This is a genomic window from Saccharopolyspora sp. NPDC002376, assembly GCF_053593195.1.
Window position 1 is genome coordinate 25,087 of sequence record NZ_JBSFBZ010000046.1, and the last position, 16,327, is coordinate 41,413.

13 protein-coding genes and 2 pseudogenes are annotated in these 16,327 nt (G+C 67.6%); 7 read left to right on the forward strand and 8 right to left on the reverse strand.

Features of this window, described 5'->3' with window-relative positions; translation table 11 throughout:
* Positions 1-515 precede the first annotated feature (515 nt).
* From ACWCO2_RS26415 to ACWCO2_RS26425, 3 genes are all read right to left on the reverse strand, one after another.
* The gene (locus ACWCO2_RS26415) at positions 516-1,421 is read right to left on the reverse strand and encodes a universal stress protein (RefSeq protein WP_450130463.1); all 906 of its coding nucleotides are present in this window, start codon (positions 1,419-1,421) and stop codon (positions 516-518) included.
* A gap of 81 nt (positions 1,422-1,502) precedes the next feature.
* The gene (locus ACWCO2_RS26420) at positions 1,503-3,221 is read right to left on the reverse strand and encodes a TIGR03767 family metallophosphoesterase (protein ID WP_450130464.1); all 1,719 of its coding nucleotides are present in this window, start codon (positions 3,219-3,221) and stop codon (positions 1,503-1,505) included.
* 157 nt (positions 3,222-3,378) lie between these two features.
* Positions 3,379-4,203, reverse strand: a complete 825-nt coding sequence (locus ACWCO2_RS26425; protein ID WP_450130465.1) for an oxygenase MpaB family protein — start codon at positions 4,201-4,203, stop codon at positions 3,379-3,381.
* A gap of 89 nt (positions 4,204-4,292) precedes the next feature.
* Here ACWCO2_RS26425 and ACWCO2_RS26430 point away from each other — a divergent pair, with 89 nt between their 5' ends.
* Positions 4,293-4,934: a TetR/AcrR family transcriptional regulator gene (locus ACWCO2_RS26430; protein ID WP_450130466.1), complete on the forward strand. Its 642-nt coding sequence runs from the start codon at positions 4,293-4,295 to the stop codon at positions 4,932-4,934.
* Here the strand turns inward: ACWCO2_RS26430 and ACWCO2_RS26435 are convergent.
* Positions 4,931-5,962 (reverse strand): DNA polymerase IV, encoded by a 1,032-nt coding sequence (locus tag ACWCO2_RS26435; protein ID WP_450130467.1) that lies wholly within the window; start codon positions 5,960-5,962, stop codon positions 4,931-4,933. The genes ACWCO2_RS26430 and ACWCO2_RS26435 overlap by 4 nt on opposite strands.
* Before the next feature lie 61 nt (positions 5,963-6,023).
* Between ACWCO2_RS26435 and ACWCO2_RS26440 the strand changes: the two genes are divergently transcribed.
* The 3 genes from ACWCO2_RS26440 to ACWCO2_RS26450 all read left to right on the forward strand — a co-directional run bounded on the left by ACWCO2_RS26440 (position 6,024) and on the right by ACWCO2_RS26450 (position 7,961).
* Positions 6,024-6,503, forward strand: a complete 480-nt coding sequence (locus ACWCO2_RS26440) for an NUDIX domain-containing protein (protein WP_450130468.1) — start codon at positions 6,024-6,026, stop codon at positions 6,501-6,503.
* A 422-nt stretch (positions 6,504-6,925) separates the two neighbouring features.
* Positions 6,926-7,597 carry an aminotransferase class I/II-fold pyridoxal phosphate-dependent enzyme gene (locus tag ACWCO2_RS26445; protein WP_450130469.1) on the forward strand — a complete coding sequence of 224 codons (672 nt, stop codon included), beginning with the start codon at positions 6,926-6,928 and terminating at the stop codon, positions 7,595-7,597.
* A 40-nt stretch (positions 7,598-7,637) separates the two neighbouring features.
* Positions 7,638-7,961, forward strand: a complete 324-nt coding sequence (locus ACWCO2_RS26450) for a hypothetical protein (RefSeq protein ID WP_450130470.1) — start codon at positions 7,638-7,640, stop codon at positions 7,959-7,961.
* Here ACWCO2_RS26450 and ACWCO2_RS26455 read toward each other — a convergent pair.
* Complete coding sequence (locus ACWCO2_RS26455; protein WP_450130471.1) at positions 7,947-9,284, reverse strand: MFS transporter; 1,338 nt, start codon at positions 9,282-9,284, stop codon at positions 7,947-7,949. The two genes, ACWCO2_RS26450 and ACWCO2_RS26455, sit on opposite strands and share 15 nt — an antisense overlap.
* Positions 9,285-9,777: 493 nt before the next feature.
* Here ACWCO2_RS26455 and ACWCO2_RS26460 point away from each other — a divergent pair, with 493 nt between their 5' ends.
* Positions 9,778-10,287, forward strand: coding sequence for a GNAT family N-acetyltransferase (locus ACWCO2_RS26460; protein ID WP_450130472.1), 510 nt, complete (start codon positions 9,778-9,780; stop codon positions 10,285-10,287).
* Positions 10,288-10,296: 9 nt separating this feature from the next.
* Here the strand turns inward: ACWCO2_RS26460 and ACWCO2_RS26465 are convergent.
* Positions 10,297-11,116, reverse strand: a pseudogene (locus tag ACWCO2_RS26465) (alpha/beta fold hydrolase).
* Positions 11,117-11,204: 88 nt separating this feature from the next.
* On the opposite strand from ACWCO2_RS26465, the pseudogene ACWCO2_RS26470 reads away from it, so the two are divergent.
* Positions 11,205-11,360: pseudogene (locus tag ACWCO2_RS26470) on the forward strand (CGNR zinc finger domain-containing protein); the annotation flags it as partial.
* Positions 11,361-11,554: 194 nt separating this feature from the next.
* Here the strand turns inward: ACWCO2_RS26470 and ACWCO2_RS26475 are convergent.
* Entirely contained in the window at positions 11,555-13,918 is a 2,364-nt protein-coding gene (locus tag ACWCO2_RS26475; protein ID WP_450130473.1) for a xanthine dehydrogenase family protein molybdopterin-binding subunit, read from the reverse strand.
* Positions 13,919-14,287: 369 nt separating this feature from the next.
* Entirely contained in the window at positions 14,288-14,728 is a 441-nt protein-coding gene (locus tag ACWCO2_RS26480) for a DUF4383 domain-containing protein (RefSeq protein WP_450130474.1), read from the reverse strand.
* 165 nt (positions 14,729-14,893) lie between these two features.
* On the opposite strand from ACWCO2_RS26480, the gene ACWCO2_RS26485 reads away from it, so the two are divergent.
* Positions 14,894-16,291 carry an Nramp family divalent metal transporter gene (locus ACWCO2_RS26485; RefSeq protein ID WP_450130475.1) on the forward strand — a complete coding sequence of 466 codons (1,398 nt, stop codon included), beginning with the start codon at positions 14,894-14,896 and terminating at the stop codon, positions 16,289-16,291.
* Positions 16,292-16,327: the final 36 nt, after the last annotated feature.

Genomic DNA, 16,327 nt, shown 5'->3' on the forward strand with positions numbered 1-16,327 from the left:
CGCACCGGATTTCGGAATCGGCCGAAGAACGCGGCTGACCGAACACGAATCGCTCGATGACATCACGGCGCGGTGCCATCAAGCTTGCCGCCAGATCCCACCGCACGGCAGGAAGCCCCCCGGCCGCTTCCACACATCCCCAGTGACGCGCACATCACCCCGCGCCGCAGATGACCAAAATCCAGTCTAAACAAAGGAAAAGCGAACTTCCTTCAAAGTTGATCACCCCATCGGGCGACCAATATTTGCTCGAATCCACGTTCGACAGATGGCACACTGGAACGCGTCAGCCGATCACGGCGACCCTCCAGGACACAGTGTCAAATCTCGAAAACCACTGATCCGAAACAGAAATCCATTGTGGTGTGACTGGATTGTACTTCACCGCAATATCATTGACGATCAGAAGGTCACCTCAGCACCTGCAAAACGAAAGGACCTCAGTCATGTTGTCGAAGTACCGATGGAGCATGGTGAACCACGGCGCAGCGGTAGCGCTCCCCCTCACCGCCACATCATGCGGACGAGGCCAGCGCGGAGTTGCGAACGATCAGCACCGGACACGGCGAGTGGTGCAACAACTTGTGACTCGTGGAACCCAGGTGCGCCCCTGCAACTCCACCTCGGCCGCGTGCACCCACCACCACGAGCTGCGCCTCCTGCGCCCGCGAGAGCAGCTCGGCGGTCGGTGCGCCGCGCCTGACGAACCTGAGCACCTCCACGCCCGGGTACCGCTCGTCCCAACCAGCGAGAATCTCTTCGACGAAGCTCTCGGCGTTGTCTCCGACCACGTCCGAGGGCAGCCGGGAACGCAGCCACTTCAGGTCGACGCCGATCACTTCCCAGGTGTGCACCACGTGCAGCGGGACACCCCAGTCCGCAGCTGCGGCGAAAGCGTGCGCCAGCACCGGCTCAGCGGACCGCGCATCGTCGACTCCGGCGAGCACGGGACCGGCGACCGGGAAGGTGAGCGGATCGCCGGTGTCCGGCACGACCGCGACCGAGGACTGCGCGTGCGCGGCGACCTTCACCGCGACCGCTCCGGCGAGCAGTCCGGTGAACCCGCCGAACCCGCGGTCTCCCACGACGACCAGTCCTGCCGTTCGGGACTCGTCGATCAGCACCTGCTCCGGCGAGCCCGCGCAGGCCGCCGTGCTCACCTCGACCTCCGGCGTCTGCTCCCGCGCAGCACCCGCGGCGACGTTCAGCCGGTGCGCGACCTGGTCGCGCACCTGTTCGCGCTGCTCCTCCGGCCAGCGCAGACCTGGGAACTCCGGCAGCAGGGGCGCGGCGGTGGGGTCGGCGTAAACGATCCGCAACCCGGATCGTCGTCGAGCCGCCTCGCGCGCTGCCCAGCGTGCGGCGTTGAGCGCCACGGCGGATCCGTCCACCCCGACCACCACATGTCCGACTTCGCCCATCCCGGCCCTCCCAGCACTGCGCAGGACGACAGCTCCAGGGTGGGCGAGTTCGTCGAGCTCTGCTCGCCGGAACAGCCGCTACTACCGCGTTGGCATGCGTCCGGGGACCAGCAGCTCCGTGTTGCGGTCACCGAGTTCACCGAGCTGAGCGAGATCGGTGTTCGGGTTATTGAAGGACAGCTCCCGGTACAGGGAGGCCAGCGCCGCCGGGGATCGGTCGTCGTAGTCGGCCTGGTAGGGGCTGTCGGCTTCGATCAGCGTGGTGAACAGCGACAGCGTGCCGTCCGCGTTGTCCACCACTTCGATGATCCGGGCCAGCTGCGGGAAGTCCACATGGGACGCGGTGTTGATCTCCCAGAAGCCGCAGGCCGGGTCGTCGGCGTGGTGCGGGGTGATCGTGTTTCGGTGGGTGTGCCCGTTGACCCACGCCAGCACGTTCGGGAAGCGCTTGAGCAGCCGCACGACCGAGGCACCGCTCATGCGGATTTCGCCGGGTCGGCGGAAATCCGGCAGCAGCGCAGTCATCGTGCTGCTGGTGTGGTGGCTGAACAGCACGAACAGCTCGTCGGTGGCCGACCGCTGCTGCTTCCGGCCGAGTTCGTCGTAGTAGATCGAGCTGCCGGCGGTAAGCACCTTCTCCAGCCAGCGGAACTGCGCGAGTCCGAGCGAACCCTCGGCGAAGCCAGCGGTGTTGGTGCTGTCCAGGCTGATCCCGGTCACGCCGGGCGCGATCGGAAAGGTGTAGTACGACTCGTCGTCCGCGCTAAACCCGTGGCCGACCGGGCCGGGTCCGGTGTTGGCCGGGTCGAGGTGTGCCTGGATGAACTCCTCGGTGTTGAACGGCCGACGCCGTTCGTCCGGGGTGACAGTGCGCACCAGTCCGGTGCGGGTGTCCATGACATCGGCCGTGCGCTGCTGGCTGTGCCCTTCCATGAGAGCGGCGATCTCGCGGGTTTCGCGCTCGTCCCGGCCGATGATCTTGCGCGATCCGGTGTACCAGTCGACCAGTCCTGGGATCAGCTGGTCCGGCACCGTCCCGACTACGGTGTTGTCGTGGTTGCCGAACACGGCATACCAGGGCATGCGCAGCCCCGGGCTGTCGAAGGACCGGATGGCGTCGTCGAGCAGTCCGGTCAGCACCGGGAAACCGGCTTCGCGGAACCGGTCCGAGACTTCCCCGTCGGGGTGCCAGTACAGCGGGTCACCGGAGTCCTGCACGCCTTCGTAAGCAGTCAGGTCGCCCGTGTTCGGCGTGACCCGACCACCGTTGAGCACACCGAAGTACCAGTCGAGTTCGGCGAGTTCGTGGTTGTCGGTGCTGTCACCGGTGGTGATCATGAAGTCGATCGGGCGTCCGGTCACCGGTGCCCCGGGCAGCGAGTTCACCCGCCGCACGAGGTGCGCTGCGCCGAGCGCGGTGAGCGTCTCCTGCGGACGGAAAGCCCCAGCCGAAAGCGGGTGGACGTACTCGAAGCGGGCCGGGCTCTGCGCGTCCACCACGTGCAGGTCTGTGAACTGCGTGAACGCGGCCACCGGAACCCTGCGGTCAACGCGGTCTGCCCGGGCCACCACCAGGTCGGTGCGGACCACCTGCGGCCACCCCGGACCGGCCGTGAGCCGCCGATACCCATCGCCCGCTTCCGGCTGGGCTGCGGCCTGCAGCGTGGTGCCGGCGCTGTGCACCAGCTGTGGGCTCGCGCCTCGCGCGAACGACGGTGTCGAGCTCAGCATCCCGCTGCCGAGAACGGTTCCGACGATGCCCGCAACCCGGAGGAAGCCGCGCCTGTCGATCGCTGCCACGTCTGTTCACCAGCCCATGCGCCCTGATCATCAAAGTTATCGGAAAATCTTTCACGTTTTCCAGGCGCAGTACACCCCCAGACAGGTGAGAAAATGCGACCAACGAACAACGCCCCAGAACGTCCACAGTGGCCAGTTCAGACCTGGACGTCGACGGTCAGACCAACCGACGGCCGGCTCGGATCCGGCGGCGGAGATCCCAGAGGATCAGGTTGAACGGGAAGTGCCGCAGCACCGGTGGCAGGTGCCGAACGATCACAGCGATCGCGGCCATCAACCGGTCGAAGCGGCGCTGGTCCCGGGCGGTCCAGGGCAGGCGCATCTCTGCCCGGAACGGTGCGGGCAGGAACCCGGTCGTGACGAACTTGTTGAAGCGGCCGAACAGCATCGACAGCGGACGTGGCAGCCAGGCCAGCATCGTCACGTCCAGGAGGTACTCCCGAACCGTGTCGTCGATGGAGATCCGCTCCAGCGACTCGGTCCAGTACCGCTCGAACGCGGCCAGATCGCGAGGCCACGCATCAGGTGGCACCTGCAGCGTCGTGCCCAGCACAGCGCCGTCGCGGTAGAACGCCTCGGCGGTTGCCGCATCGGGCTCACCGAAGAAGAGGAGGTGGAGGTCTTCGAACCCCTTGTACAAGCATGCTGCGACCCACAACTGAAGATCCGGGTCGAACGCGTTGTAGCTGACCGGGCTGGAGTCGGTCGAGCGCACCTGAGCATGAGCGCGGTTGACGCCGCGACGGAACAGCTCCCGCTCGCGCTCGGTGCCCATCGTCGCGACGGCGATGTAGGCCAGGGTGGTGCGGGTCCGCTTGATCGGATGCCGGAAGAGCTGACCGCTCTCCACCCGGCTCTCGACCACGCCGTAGCCCACCCCGGGCCTGGCCAACTGCATGATCACGTTCGCGTTGCCTGCGAGGAGTCCGGCCCCGAACACCGCGTCCCGGACCTGAGTGGTCGTGTCCGCCGAAGCCGTCACCGTCGTCACCCTCCGCCACGAGGCCAATCTGCACACGGCCGTTTCCAGTTAGGAGACCAGCGGCCTCGTCGATCTGTCAAGATGTGCCCATGAGCACGTCTCCACTGCGGGTCTACGGCGGGGTGCGGGGCGATCACCGCAGGGCAGAACGCCGCGCGCAACTGCTCGAGGCCGGACTGGACCTGCTCGGTGCCCCCGGCGGGGGTCCTGCCCTGACGGTGCGCGGTGCGTGTCAGCAGGCGGGGTTGGCGACGCGCTACTTCTACGAGAGCTTCGCCGACCGCGATGCGCTGGCCGCAGCGGTGTACGACCACGTGGTGGATGGCCTGGCGAGCACTACGCTCGAGGCGGTGACCATCGCAGGACCGGACGAACGCGCCAAGGCCCGCGCCGGGGTGGAGAACATCGTGCGGACCATCGCGCGGGACCCGCGACGCGGTCGGCTGCTGTTCTCGGTCAGCCTGAGCAGTCCACTGCTCGCCCAACGACGGTTGGACTCCTCCCGACTGTTCGCCGCGCTGCTGGGCGGTCAGGCGAAGGACTTCTACGACATCACCGAGAGTCCGGACCTGGAGCTGACCACGCACTTCATCGTGGGCGGGCTCGCGCAGACGCTCACGGCCTGGCTCGACGGCACGCTGCGGCTCGAGGAGCCAGAGGTGGTCGAGCACTGCACGGGGCTCCTACTGACCATCGCAGCCGGGTTCGCGTTCCCGGAAGCAGACAGCTAGTCCTTGACCCGAGGCAGCTCGGCGCGGACGCCCAACAGCCGGACCGGCCGGTCCAGTGGGAAGCGGTCCAGCGCGGACCGGGCAGCACGTTCCAGCGCATCGGCATCCCGCGTCGGGCTCGACAACGACACGCCGTGGGTGTGCGTGGCGAAGCTGGAATCGCGCACCTTGACCACGATCCGACGGGCCAGCTTGTCCTCCACGGCTAGGTCGTCGGCCACCACGTGCGACAAGCGCTGGACCTCCGCACGCATCTCCTCCACGTCGCGGAGGTCCCGCTGGAAGGTCACCTCCCGACCGTGCGAACGGGCTTCGTAAGGCTCGTCGGTGACGGGCGTGGAGTCGTAACCGTGCGCGTGCGCCACCAGCCACGGGCCGACGTTGGGACCGAACTCCCCCGCCAGATCGTCCATCTTCGTGCGGGCCAGGTCGCCAACGGTCGCGATACCACGGGCGGCGAGCTTCTTCGCAGTCTTCGCACCGACGCCCCACAGCGCGTCCGTGGGCAGCTCAGCCATGACCTCGACCCAGTTCACCATCTCCAGCCGGAACACCCCGGCCGGCTTGGCGAAACCGGAGGCGATCTTCGCGCGCAGCTTGTTGTCCCCGATGCCCACCGAGCACGCCAGCGCGGTGCGCTCCCGCACCTGCTGCTGCACGACGCGCGCGGTCTGCTCTGCATCCTCGGTGTCGACGAGCATGAACGCCTCGTCCCACCCGGCCACTTCCAGGATGCCGCCGAGGTCGCGCAGCGCGTTCATCACGTCAGCCGAAGCGGCGAGGTAGGTTTCGCGATCGGCAGCCAGGAACACTGCTTCAGGGCAGCGGGCTGCCGCTGTCCGCAGCGGAGTCCCGGAGCGAACCCCGAACTCGCGGGCCTCGTAGGAGGCCCCTGCCACCACTCCGCGCTGCGTCGGATCGCCGCTGCCACCGACGAGCACCGGCCGTCCCCGCAGCTCGGGATGGCGCAACAACTCGACGGCCACGATGAACTGATCAAGATCCACGTGCAGGACGACCCGTTCCACGCTGCCAGCATCGACGGGTTCCGCCGATTCCGCCAGGCCTCGAGTGCGCGACACTGGCGAGATGAGCAAGCGAAGCGCCGGCATCCTGCTGTTCCGACTCACCGACGGTGCCCCGCAGGTCCTGCTGGTCCACCCGGGCGGACCGTTCTGGAAGAACAAGGACGCAGGCGCCTGGTCGGTCCCCAAAGGCGAGTACGAACCCGACGAGGACGCGCAAGCAGCCGCGATCCGAGAGTTCGCCGAAGAGACCGGAACCGCACTGACCAGCCACGACCTGCTCCCGCTCGGAGAGGTCAAGCAGCGAAACGGCAAGCTCGTCACAGCCTGGGCGGCCGAGGGCGATTTCGACGAGACGTCGTTGCACAGCAACGAGTTCGAAATGGATTGGCCACCACGCTCAGGCCGCCGCCAGTCCTTCCCAGAAGTCGACCGCGCCCTCTGGTGCGACCCGAACACCGCCCACGAGAAGCTCAACCCGGCGCAGACAGCATTCGTCGACCGCCTTCTGGACCTGCTCCGCGAAACCGGACGACTGCCCTGAGAACCGGCCTCCGAGCACGTCCCACGTGACGATCCGGATAACAGGACCTCAGCGTGTGTCAGCCTTCGAATCCTCTGACGTCCACTAGGACGCGGGTTGCCCTTCACCAGGCGATCGCTGAGAGCCCGGAGGTACCGGTTGCCGGCTTAGCTAACGGCGACAGTGGCCAACTTCCGCTGCGGGCCTTTGCTCAACGTTGTCTGGACTGCGCTCGGACTCACCGAGCGCGGTTCCGGAAACGATGGCCAACGGCAGCCGATTGGCGCTCGCCAGCAAGCCCGAAAAGGCTGAGTATCCCGGGATACGACGTATGCGGAGCTACACGCCGAGTTCGATGCCCTGCGCGCAGAGGACCTGCGACGACGCAGCTCGCAAAAGTGGTCGCTGGCCGAGCCGGACGTGCTTCCGGTTGGGTCGCCGAAATGGACTACCCGCTGTGCGAGGCGGCGCAGTCGGTGCTGGCGAGGTTGGCGGCCCGGTCGGACTTTGGCTACCCCTTGATCGACAGCTATTTGGCGGCGTTCAGCGAGTGGGCCGCCCGAGAGCAGCACTGGTCAGTCAACCCCGCGCTGACCGCACCAGTCGCCGACGTGATGCAGGGACTCGACCACGCGGTGCGCTGCCTGACCGAGCCCGGTGACGGAGTCGTCGTGCTCACGCCCGCCTACCCCCCGTTCCTGGTCATGCTCGCCCATCTGGGGCGGCTGTTCCGGGAATTCCCGCTGCTGGACACCTCGGAGGGGTGGCGGATCGACTTCGACGCGGTGGCCGATGCACTGGCCACCGGGGCCAAGGCCGTCCTGCTCTGCCACCCGCACAACCCGACCGGCTGGGTGTGGTCGTCGGACGAGCTGCGGTCCGTCTCCGAGCTCGCCGACCGGCACGGCGCGGTCGTGATCAGTGACGAGGTCCACGCACCACTAGCGGCCGGTGGCCAGGCTTTCGTCCCGTACGCCGCGAACGACGGAGCGAGCACTCACTGCGTCACGGTGACCAGCGTGTCCAAGGCGTGGAACGTCCCGGGGTTGAAGTCTGCCGTGCTGGTGTGCCAGGACTCCACGAAGCAGGCTCTGGACTCGATGTCTACGAGATGATGCGCGCCTCGGTGCCCGGGATCGCGGTGGCGACCGCGCTGTGGCGCGACGATGGGGGTGGCTGTCCGCGGTGCGCAGCTACCTGGACCGGACCCGCGACGCACTGCAAGCGTGGGTCGAGCGGCACGAGCAAGTGCGGTGGCACCGAAGCCAGGCTGGTTTCCTGGCCTGGTTGGAGCTCCGCGGGGTGGGCTCGAACCCTGCCGAAGTGCTACACCGGAAGGCTCGCGTCATGGTCAGCCCCGGAACGAACTTCGCCCCGCCTGGCTCGGTGGCCGGGCGGGGCTTTGTTCGCTTCAACCACGCGACCTCCCTGCCGTTGTTGGCGGAGATGATCGCGCGGGTTGGCTCAGCCCTCGATTGAGCTTTCCTTTGTCTCCTTGGTGAGCAGCAGCGCGATCAGCGTGATCGCGCCCATCGCTGCCAGGTAGACGCCGACCCAGCCCAGGCCGTAGGAGCTGGCCAGCCAGGTCGCGATGTAGGGCGCGGCCGAGGCGCCCAGCAGGCTGGCCAGGTTGTAGGACACCGAAGCGCCCGTGTAGCGCACCGCGGTGGGGAACAGCTCCGGCAGCACCGCGCCCATCGGGCCGAACGTCATGCCCATCAGGCCGAGACCGACGATCAGGAACGACAGGGTCGCGACCGTGGAGCCCGCGCCGAACCACGGGCCCAGCACCAGGCCGAACACGATGATCGCGATGGTGGTGACGATCAGCGTGGGGCGCCGCCCGTAGCGGTCGGCCAGCAGGCCCGCCACCGGCACCGTCAGTCCGAAGAACACCACACCGATCATCAGCATGATCAGGAACGGCGAGCGCTCGTAGCCCAGTCCGGTCTCGGCCGTGCCGTAGGACAGCGAGAACACCGTCATCAGGTAGAACAGCACGTAGGTGGCCAGCATGATGAAGGTGCCCAGCACCAGCGCCTTGAAGTCGCTGCGGAAGACCTGCGCGAAGGGCACCTTGGCCCGCTCGTTGCGCTCCACGACCTTCGAGAACACTGGGGTCTCGTGCATGCTCAACCGCACCCACAAGCCGACGATCACCAGCACCGCCGAGACCAGGAACGGCACTCGCCAACCCCAAGCCAGGAACGTCTGGTCGTCCATCACCTCGGACAGCAGCAGGAACAGGCCATTGGCGAAGAAGAACCCGATCGGCGCGCCGAGCTGCGGGAAGGTGCCGAAGAAGGCGCGCTTGTGCGCAGGGGCGTTCTCGGTGGCCAGCAACGCGGCGCCGCCCCACTCACCACCGAGGCCCAGCCCCTGCCCGAACCGGCACAGCGCCAGCAGCAGCGGCGCGACGATGCCGATCTGCTCGTAGCCGGGCAGCAGGCCGATCACCACGGTGGAGATGCCCATGGTCAGCAACGAGGCCACCAGCGTCGACTTGCGGCCGATGCGGTCGCCGAAGTGGCCGAAGAGCGCGGAGCCGACCGGCCGGGCCACGAAGGCAATCGCGAAGGTGGCCAGTGACTGCAGGGTCGCGGCAGTGGCGTTGCCCGCCGGGAAGAACAGGTGCGGGAACACCAGCACTGCTGCGGTCGCGTAGACGTAGAAGTCGTAGAACTCGATCGATGTGCCTACGAGGCTGGCGAGGACCACCTGTCGCGTCGAGTTCCGCGGGGTGGGATCCCCCGATGCTCCGGATCCCCGCACCTCTGGTGCTGGGACGTGGCCGACAGCCATGGCGCCACAACCTCCTCGTCAACATGATCGGACCACTGCACTGTAATCCGCGAATGACCACTTGCCGAGACGGGGCTCCCGAATGGTGGACACCCTCACCTGACGCGCACGCTTCGCAAGCAACAGAGAACAGCCTGCTGACGCCGATCCACTAGGAAGAAATGGCCGGTCCATCACGAGCCGCGCACGCAGCGCCACTCTCGTCGATCCCATATTTTGAGAATCCCGCCCCCTTGCTTCCAGTGACTGAACCAGCCGATCACAGCAACCGACCGAGCCCCGAGAACGGGGAAACCCCTGGCGTTGATCGCTCTCCGAATTCAACCAGTTTCGTACTGCAAGAAAGCCGCCAATCCTAAGAAAGCCCGCCCGCCCGCCCGCCAAAGCCACCACCATCGGACCTCGCACATCCACCGTCATCCGAAAATCGTTCGCTCCAGCGAGCTTCAGCGCGCATGATGGGCGGCGCAGCCGTTCCACCCGAGGAGTTCCCATGTCCGATGCCGAGTCAGCGGACCTGCCGCAGGACTGGGCAGAGCGGCATCGGAGCCGCCTGAACAAGCTCCACGCGCATTGGCGCCAGCCTTCGCGTGATGCCGACGGACTCGGGGACGTCGACTTCCGCTGGCGAGGCGAGGTGTCCGATGCCGAACTAGTCGATCTGACACTGTCGCACGGTGGGAACCCGGAATCCAGTTGGTGGAACCGGATTCGGGCGCACAGCTTGGGCTGGGTGACCGGTCGACTCCCGGACGGGACTCTGATCGGCTTCGTCAACGTCGCGTGGGACGGGTCCGACCACGCCTTCCTGCTCGACCCGAAAGTCAACCCGGAGCACCAGCGCGGCGGTATCGGGACCGAATTGGTGCGCCGCGCCGCCGACGGCGCCACGCGCGCCGGATGCACCTGGTTGCACGTCGACTTCGAACCGCACCTGCGAGGCTTCTACTTCGACGCCTGCGGTTTCCAACCAACCGATGCCGGGCTCATCGCACTGCGCTAACCGGCCCGTTCACCGGGCCAGGAACTCGGCGACCAATGCGGTCAGCCGTGCCGGATCGCCCTCCTGGACCAGGTGGCCGCCCTGGTCGATCCAGGTCAGGTCGGCGTGCGGCATGCGCTCGGCCAGCTGCTTCGCCCGGTCGGCCGGCAGCCACTGGTCCTGGTCGCCCCATGCGATGAGCACCGGGCAGTCGAGTTCCGCGTACCGGTCCTCGACCTCGCGGGTGTAGCGCTCGTCGGCCTGGCTGATCTGACGGTAGAAGGCCGGTTGCCCCGCCTCTCCGAGCCATGGCGCGACCAGCTCGTCCAGCACATCGGTCCGCAGTTCCCGGTGGGCTGCGGTAGTGAGGTAGCGGCGGACCAGGGCTCCGTGCAGCAGCCGGGGGCAGCGCGGCGAAGACCTCGGAGTTGTCGTGCACCAGCCGGAAGAACTTCGATCCCCACGGCCGAACGCTCACCGCGTCGACCAGCATCAACCGCTGGTAGCGGACTCCGCTGAGCAGCGCCGTCCGCAGCGCCACCGCGCCACCGAAGTCGTGAGCGACCACAGCCGGTTCCTGTAGTCCCCAGTGCCGCAGCAGTTCAGCGAACACCTCCTGCTGAGCGGCCAGTGAGACGTCCTGACCATCACGCTTCTCCGACTGCCCGTAGCCCGGCATGTCCTAGACGAACACCTGGTACCGGTCGCTCAACGCCGCGGCGATATCCCGCCAGACGTAGGAGGAGAACGGCGTGCCGTGCATCAGCACCACCGGATCCCCCTGCCCGAAGCTCGCCCAGCGAACCGTCCCGCGCGCCGACTCGAACCGCTCCGACAGCTCCCAACCCATCACGCACCTCCGTTGCCGACTATCCATCTATGCGGCGGAGCGGATGATCGGCGACCTCGTGGTCGCGCTAGCGGTGGCGGACCTGAGCGGGAAGCCCGGACGTCTCAAGGTCTGCCAGGCCGAGGACTGCCGCTGGCTCTACTACGACCGCTCCCCCGGCAACAACAGCATCTGGTGCAGCATGGACATCTGCGGAGCCCGCCACAAGATGCGCGCCTTCCGCGCCCGCCGCAAGGACACCTGACCGCACCGGGCCCCAACGTCGGGTGGCGCTCCCAAATTTCCCCTAAATTTGGGTCAGCGAGGATCGAGCAGCAGCGTCGGGGCCAATCGTCGGTTCGGGGGATTTCCCAACTTTAGGGAAATTTGGAACCAACGCGGCCACCAAAACGCGAGGCACCTCCGGAACCCCCCGGAGGTGCCTCGTTGCGTTGTTGGTCAGACGACTGCTTCTTCGGCGTCTTCCGGGGTGCTGTCGTCCCGCACCGGGAGGGTCGCGAAGGCCGCCGGGGGTTCCTGCCAGTACGTCGCCGAGGCTCCGTCCTTGATCGCCTGCCAGACCCGCTCCGGGGTCGTCGGCATGTCGATGTGGCGGACTCCGAGGTGCTTGACCGCGTCCACCACCGCGTTCTGCACCGCCGGCGTCGAACCGACCGTCGCCGATTCGCCGATTCCCTTTGCTCCCAACGGGTTCAGCGGGCTCGGGGTCTCGGTGTTGGCCACCTCGAACGAGGGCAGGTCCGCCGCCGACGGGATGGTGTAGTCGGCGAGGGTGCCGGTCTCCGGGTTGCCCTCCGCGTCGAAAGTCACCTGCTCCCACAGCGCCTGGGCGATGCCCTGCGCCGCGCCGCCGTGCTGCTGTCCGCGCACCAGCATCGGGTTGATGATCCGGCCGCAGTCGTCCACCGCGATGTGCCGCAGCGGACGGACGAACCCGGTCTCCACGTCCACCTCGACCACCGAGACGTGCGCGCCGAACGGGAACGTCGCACCGCCGGGCGCGAAGTCGATGTTCGCCGCCAACCGGTCGCCGTCCTCGGCCGCAGCGCGGGCCAGCTCCGCCCAGGCGATGGTCGCGCTGGGCACGCCAGCCACACCCAGCTCCCCACCATCGGTCAGGTCGATGTCGTCGACGGAAGCCTCGAGCCGGGCCGCGGCCAGTTCCTTGGCCTTGCGCAGCACCTCTCCACCGGCCTCCTGCACCGCGCTTCCGGCGATCTGCAGCGACCGCGACCCGCCGGTACCGCCACCGCGCGGCACTGCGGCAGTGTCGGACTGGACGAACTCGATGGATTCCAGCGGGATGCCCAGGGTGTCGGACACGATCATCGCGAATGAAGTCGCGTGCCCCTGACCGTGCGCGGAGGTCCCGACCTTGATCCGGGCACCGTGCTCGTGCACCTCGACCTCGGCGTACTCCCCCGCTCCACCGCCAGTGATCTCCACGTAGGCGCTCGTCCCGATGCCGAGCAGCACCTTCTCCCCCGCTTCGATGCGCCGGGCCTGCTCAGCGCGCAGCGCCTCGTAGTCGGCCAGGCGCAGCGCCTCGTTGAACGGCAGCGCGTAGTCACCGCTGTCGTAGGTGGCGCCGAGCAACGTCTTGTGCGGGAACGACTCCGGGACGAGGAAGTTCTTGCGCCGCAGCGCAACCGGGTCCATCTCCAGTTCCGCGGCGGCCAGGTCGACCATCCGCTCCAGCATCGCGGCGGCCTCCGGCCGTCCAGCACCGCGGAACGCGCCGACCGGGGTCGTGTTGGTCAGCACCGCCACGCCGTCGTAGCTGATCTTCGGGATGTCGTAGACGCCCTGCGCCATCATCCGCGTCGAGCTCAGCGCGAGGGCACCGCCGAAACCGGCGTAGGCACCGCCGTCACCGATCACGCGGCAGCGCAGCCCGGTGATGGTGCCGTCGCGGCGCAGACCCAGTTCCGCGAACTGCACCTGGCCGCGACCGTGCGGCATGCCCTGCATGTTCTCCGAGCGCGATTCCACCCATCGAACCGGACGGCCCAGGCGCAAAGCGATCGCGACGGCGACGGCGTGTTCGGAGATCACTCCGGCCTTGCCGCCGAAACCGCCGCCGACGTGCGGGGAGATCGCCCGCACCCGCTCCGGTTCCCAGCCGAACGTCTTGGCCAGCCCGTTCCGCAACCCGTGCGGCATCTGGGTGGACACGTGCACCGTGACGTCGTAGTCCTGGTCCGGGCCACCGGGCTCCACCGCGATGGCGTTGCCCTCCAGCGGCACCACCGCGACGCGCTGGTTCTCGATGCGGGCCCGCACCACCACTTCGGCGTCGGCGAGCACATCGGCACCGGCCGGATCGCGGAACCCGCCGGCGACGTTCGACCCGAGTTCCGGGAACTGCTGTTCGGCGTCCGGGTCCAGCGCCTGCTCCGGGTCGGCGACGGCGGGCAGCGGCTCGTAGTCGACGTCGACCAGTTCGATCGCGTCGGCCACCGCTGCGGCGCTCTCGCCCACGATCACCGCCACTGGCTCACCGACGAAGCGCACCCGATCGGTGGCCAGCGGCGGACGCGCGCAGTTCGGGTTGAGCTCGACGAACGGCGGCGGGATCGGGACGTCGAGGTCAGCCGCGGCGAAAGCACCGACGATGCCCGGCGCACCAGCGGCTGCCGTGACGTCGATACCGGTGATCTGGGCGTGCGCCACCGGCGAGCGGACGAATCCGAGGTGGAGCGCACCGTCGATGTTCAGATTGCCGACGTAGGTGCCCCGGCCGCGGAGCAGTTCCGGGTCCTCGACCCGTTGGACTTCGGTCCCCAGCAGTGAACCCACCATGTGCGAAACCCTATCCGTCACGCCGTCGCGAAGCGGCGAAAATTGTGGTTGCGGGAGTGGATCAACGCCTGGCGGGCGGGGGAAATTCCCACCTCAATCGGTTGACCCCGGACAGCACAGACCGAGCACCGGTTCCAGCGCTCTCGGCGCCTGGCCGATCGAGGGGGTGTCCCGACCCGCGAGGAAGCGATAGTGCCCGGAGCATCCCGGTCGCGGAATCGAAGGAAGCTGCTGCACGACCGGGCCGCAACGACCTCACCTTCCCCTCCGCCCGCCGGGCCGCGTTCGAACACCGCGATGCGCTCATTGGTCCAAGCGCCCGTGCTCGATCTCCTCCGAAGCCGTGGGGACGCGCAGTCCAGACAGGTCCTAGTGCCGGGGGACGACTCTGCGCGGGCGGGTTGGCCGGGGCATCGACTCCAGTCCACAGAGGATCATGAAGCCCAGCACCGCTAGTCCCGCGTGCAGGAAGTTCTCCGCCGGTCCGAGCAGGAATGGCGTTCTTCCCTTGTCCAGCGTGCTTTCCGCGGTTCCGTAGACGAACAGCAGCACCCCGCCGACCATCTGCACCGTCGCGCACAACACCGCTGCGCGGCGCCACGGGGCGACGAGCACCGCGACCACGCCGAAGCTGAGCAGCAGCAGGCTGTGCGCGGTGTTGAGTTGGAAGACGACGAGCACCGGGACATCACCCGAGGCGCGCCAACTGGCGTTCGCCAGTCCCAGCAGGCCGAGCGCGATCAGCAGCAGTCCTTCCGCGGCGAGCAGCATTTGCCAGCCCGCCTTCGGCAACCACCGTCGGGGATCCATCGGCACCTCCGGTCCCGGGACTGCGCTTCCGAGGTGCCCGTCGCAGAGCGATCGAAAACCAGCCGCGCTGCCCGTTGACCGGTCCTGTCCGCGACTGTAGCTTTCACGTCCATCGCAAATCGTTCACAGATGTGAAAATGCCCAGCCTGCACAGAGGAGTGCCAGATGGGTGCACCCAATGCGACCAGCGACGACCCCTACCTCCTCACCGCCGACGGCGTCAAAGAACCACCACGGGGCTGGAAGTCCAGCCTGCGCTACCTGGGCCCGGGACTCATCGTCAGCGCCTCCATCGTCGGTTCCGGCGAACTGATCGCCACCACCGCGCTAGGCGCTGAAGTCGGTTTCGCGCTGCTGTGGATGGTGATCCTGTCGACCGCGGTGAAGGTGGCCGTGCAGGCCGAGCTCGCCCGCTGGACGATCATCACCGGCAGGCCCGCCCTGACCGGCTACAACGAGGTGCCGCCGAAGATCGGGCGGATCGGCTGGATCAATCTGCTGTGGATGCTGATGGCGCTGTCCAAGCTGTTGCAGGTCGGCGGGATCATCGGCGGCACGGCGGTCTCGCTGAGCATGCTGGTGCCGGTCGGCGGCGATCCGCTCGCCTTCACCTCGCTGGCGGTGTGGACGACGATCCTAGTCGCCGGCAGCATCGCGCTGCTGTACTCCAACAGCTACAACCTCATCGAGCGCGGCGCCTTCGCACTGGTCGCGGTCTTCTCCGTGGCGACCGTGGTGATCGCGATCGGCCTGCCGTTCACGCCGTTCGGCTACGACGGTGGCGATCTGCTCTCCGGCCTGACGTTCACCATCCCGGTCGGCGCGGTCGGTGCGGCGGTGGCGATGTTCGGCATCACCGGCGTTGGCGCCGACGAGATCACATTTTATACGTACTGGTGCGTGGAAAAAGGGTATGCGCGCTGGGTCGGGCCGAACGACGGCAGCGAGGACTGGCAGCGGCGCGCCCAGGGCTGGATTCGCGTGATGTACAAGGACGTCTTCCTGTCCTGGGTGATCTACACCTTCAGCACCTTGGCGTTCTTCGTGATGGGCGCGGCCGTGCTCAACCCGCAGGGGCTGATGCTCGAGGGCAACGAGATGATCATCACCCTGTCGCAGATGTACACCGACGTGATCGGCGAGTGGGCGGCGGTCGGGTTCCTCGTCGGCGCGATCGCGGTGCTCGGCTCCACCCTGTGGGCGGCGATCCCGAGCTGGTCCCGGATGTACGTCAACGTGCTGGCGACGCTGGGCGTGCTGGACTGGTCGGACGCGCGATCCCGCCAGAAGTGGATTCGCGGCTTCACGGTCGGGCTGCCGATCGTGTGGGGCGCGACCTACCTGTTCATCAACTCACCGGTGGTCATGGTGCAGATCGGCGGCATCATGACCGGAATCTTCCTGCCCGCGGTCGTCGTGGCGACCTGGTACCTGCGCAACACGCAGGTCGACAAGCGCCTGCACGGTTCGCGAGCGTTCAACACCCTCCTGGTGGTGAGCAGCGTCGCGATCAGCCTCCTAGGCGTCTACACGCTCGTGAGCGTCTTCGGCGTCCTCGACTGACCGGAGCAGGGGCCGGGCTGTCCGTTCCGAGCAGCC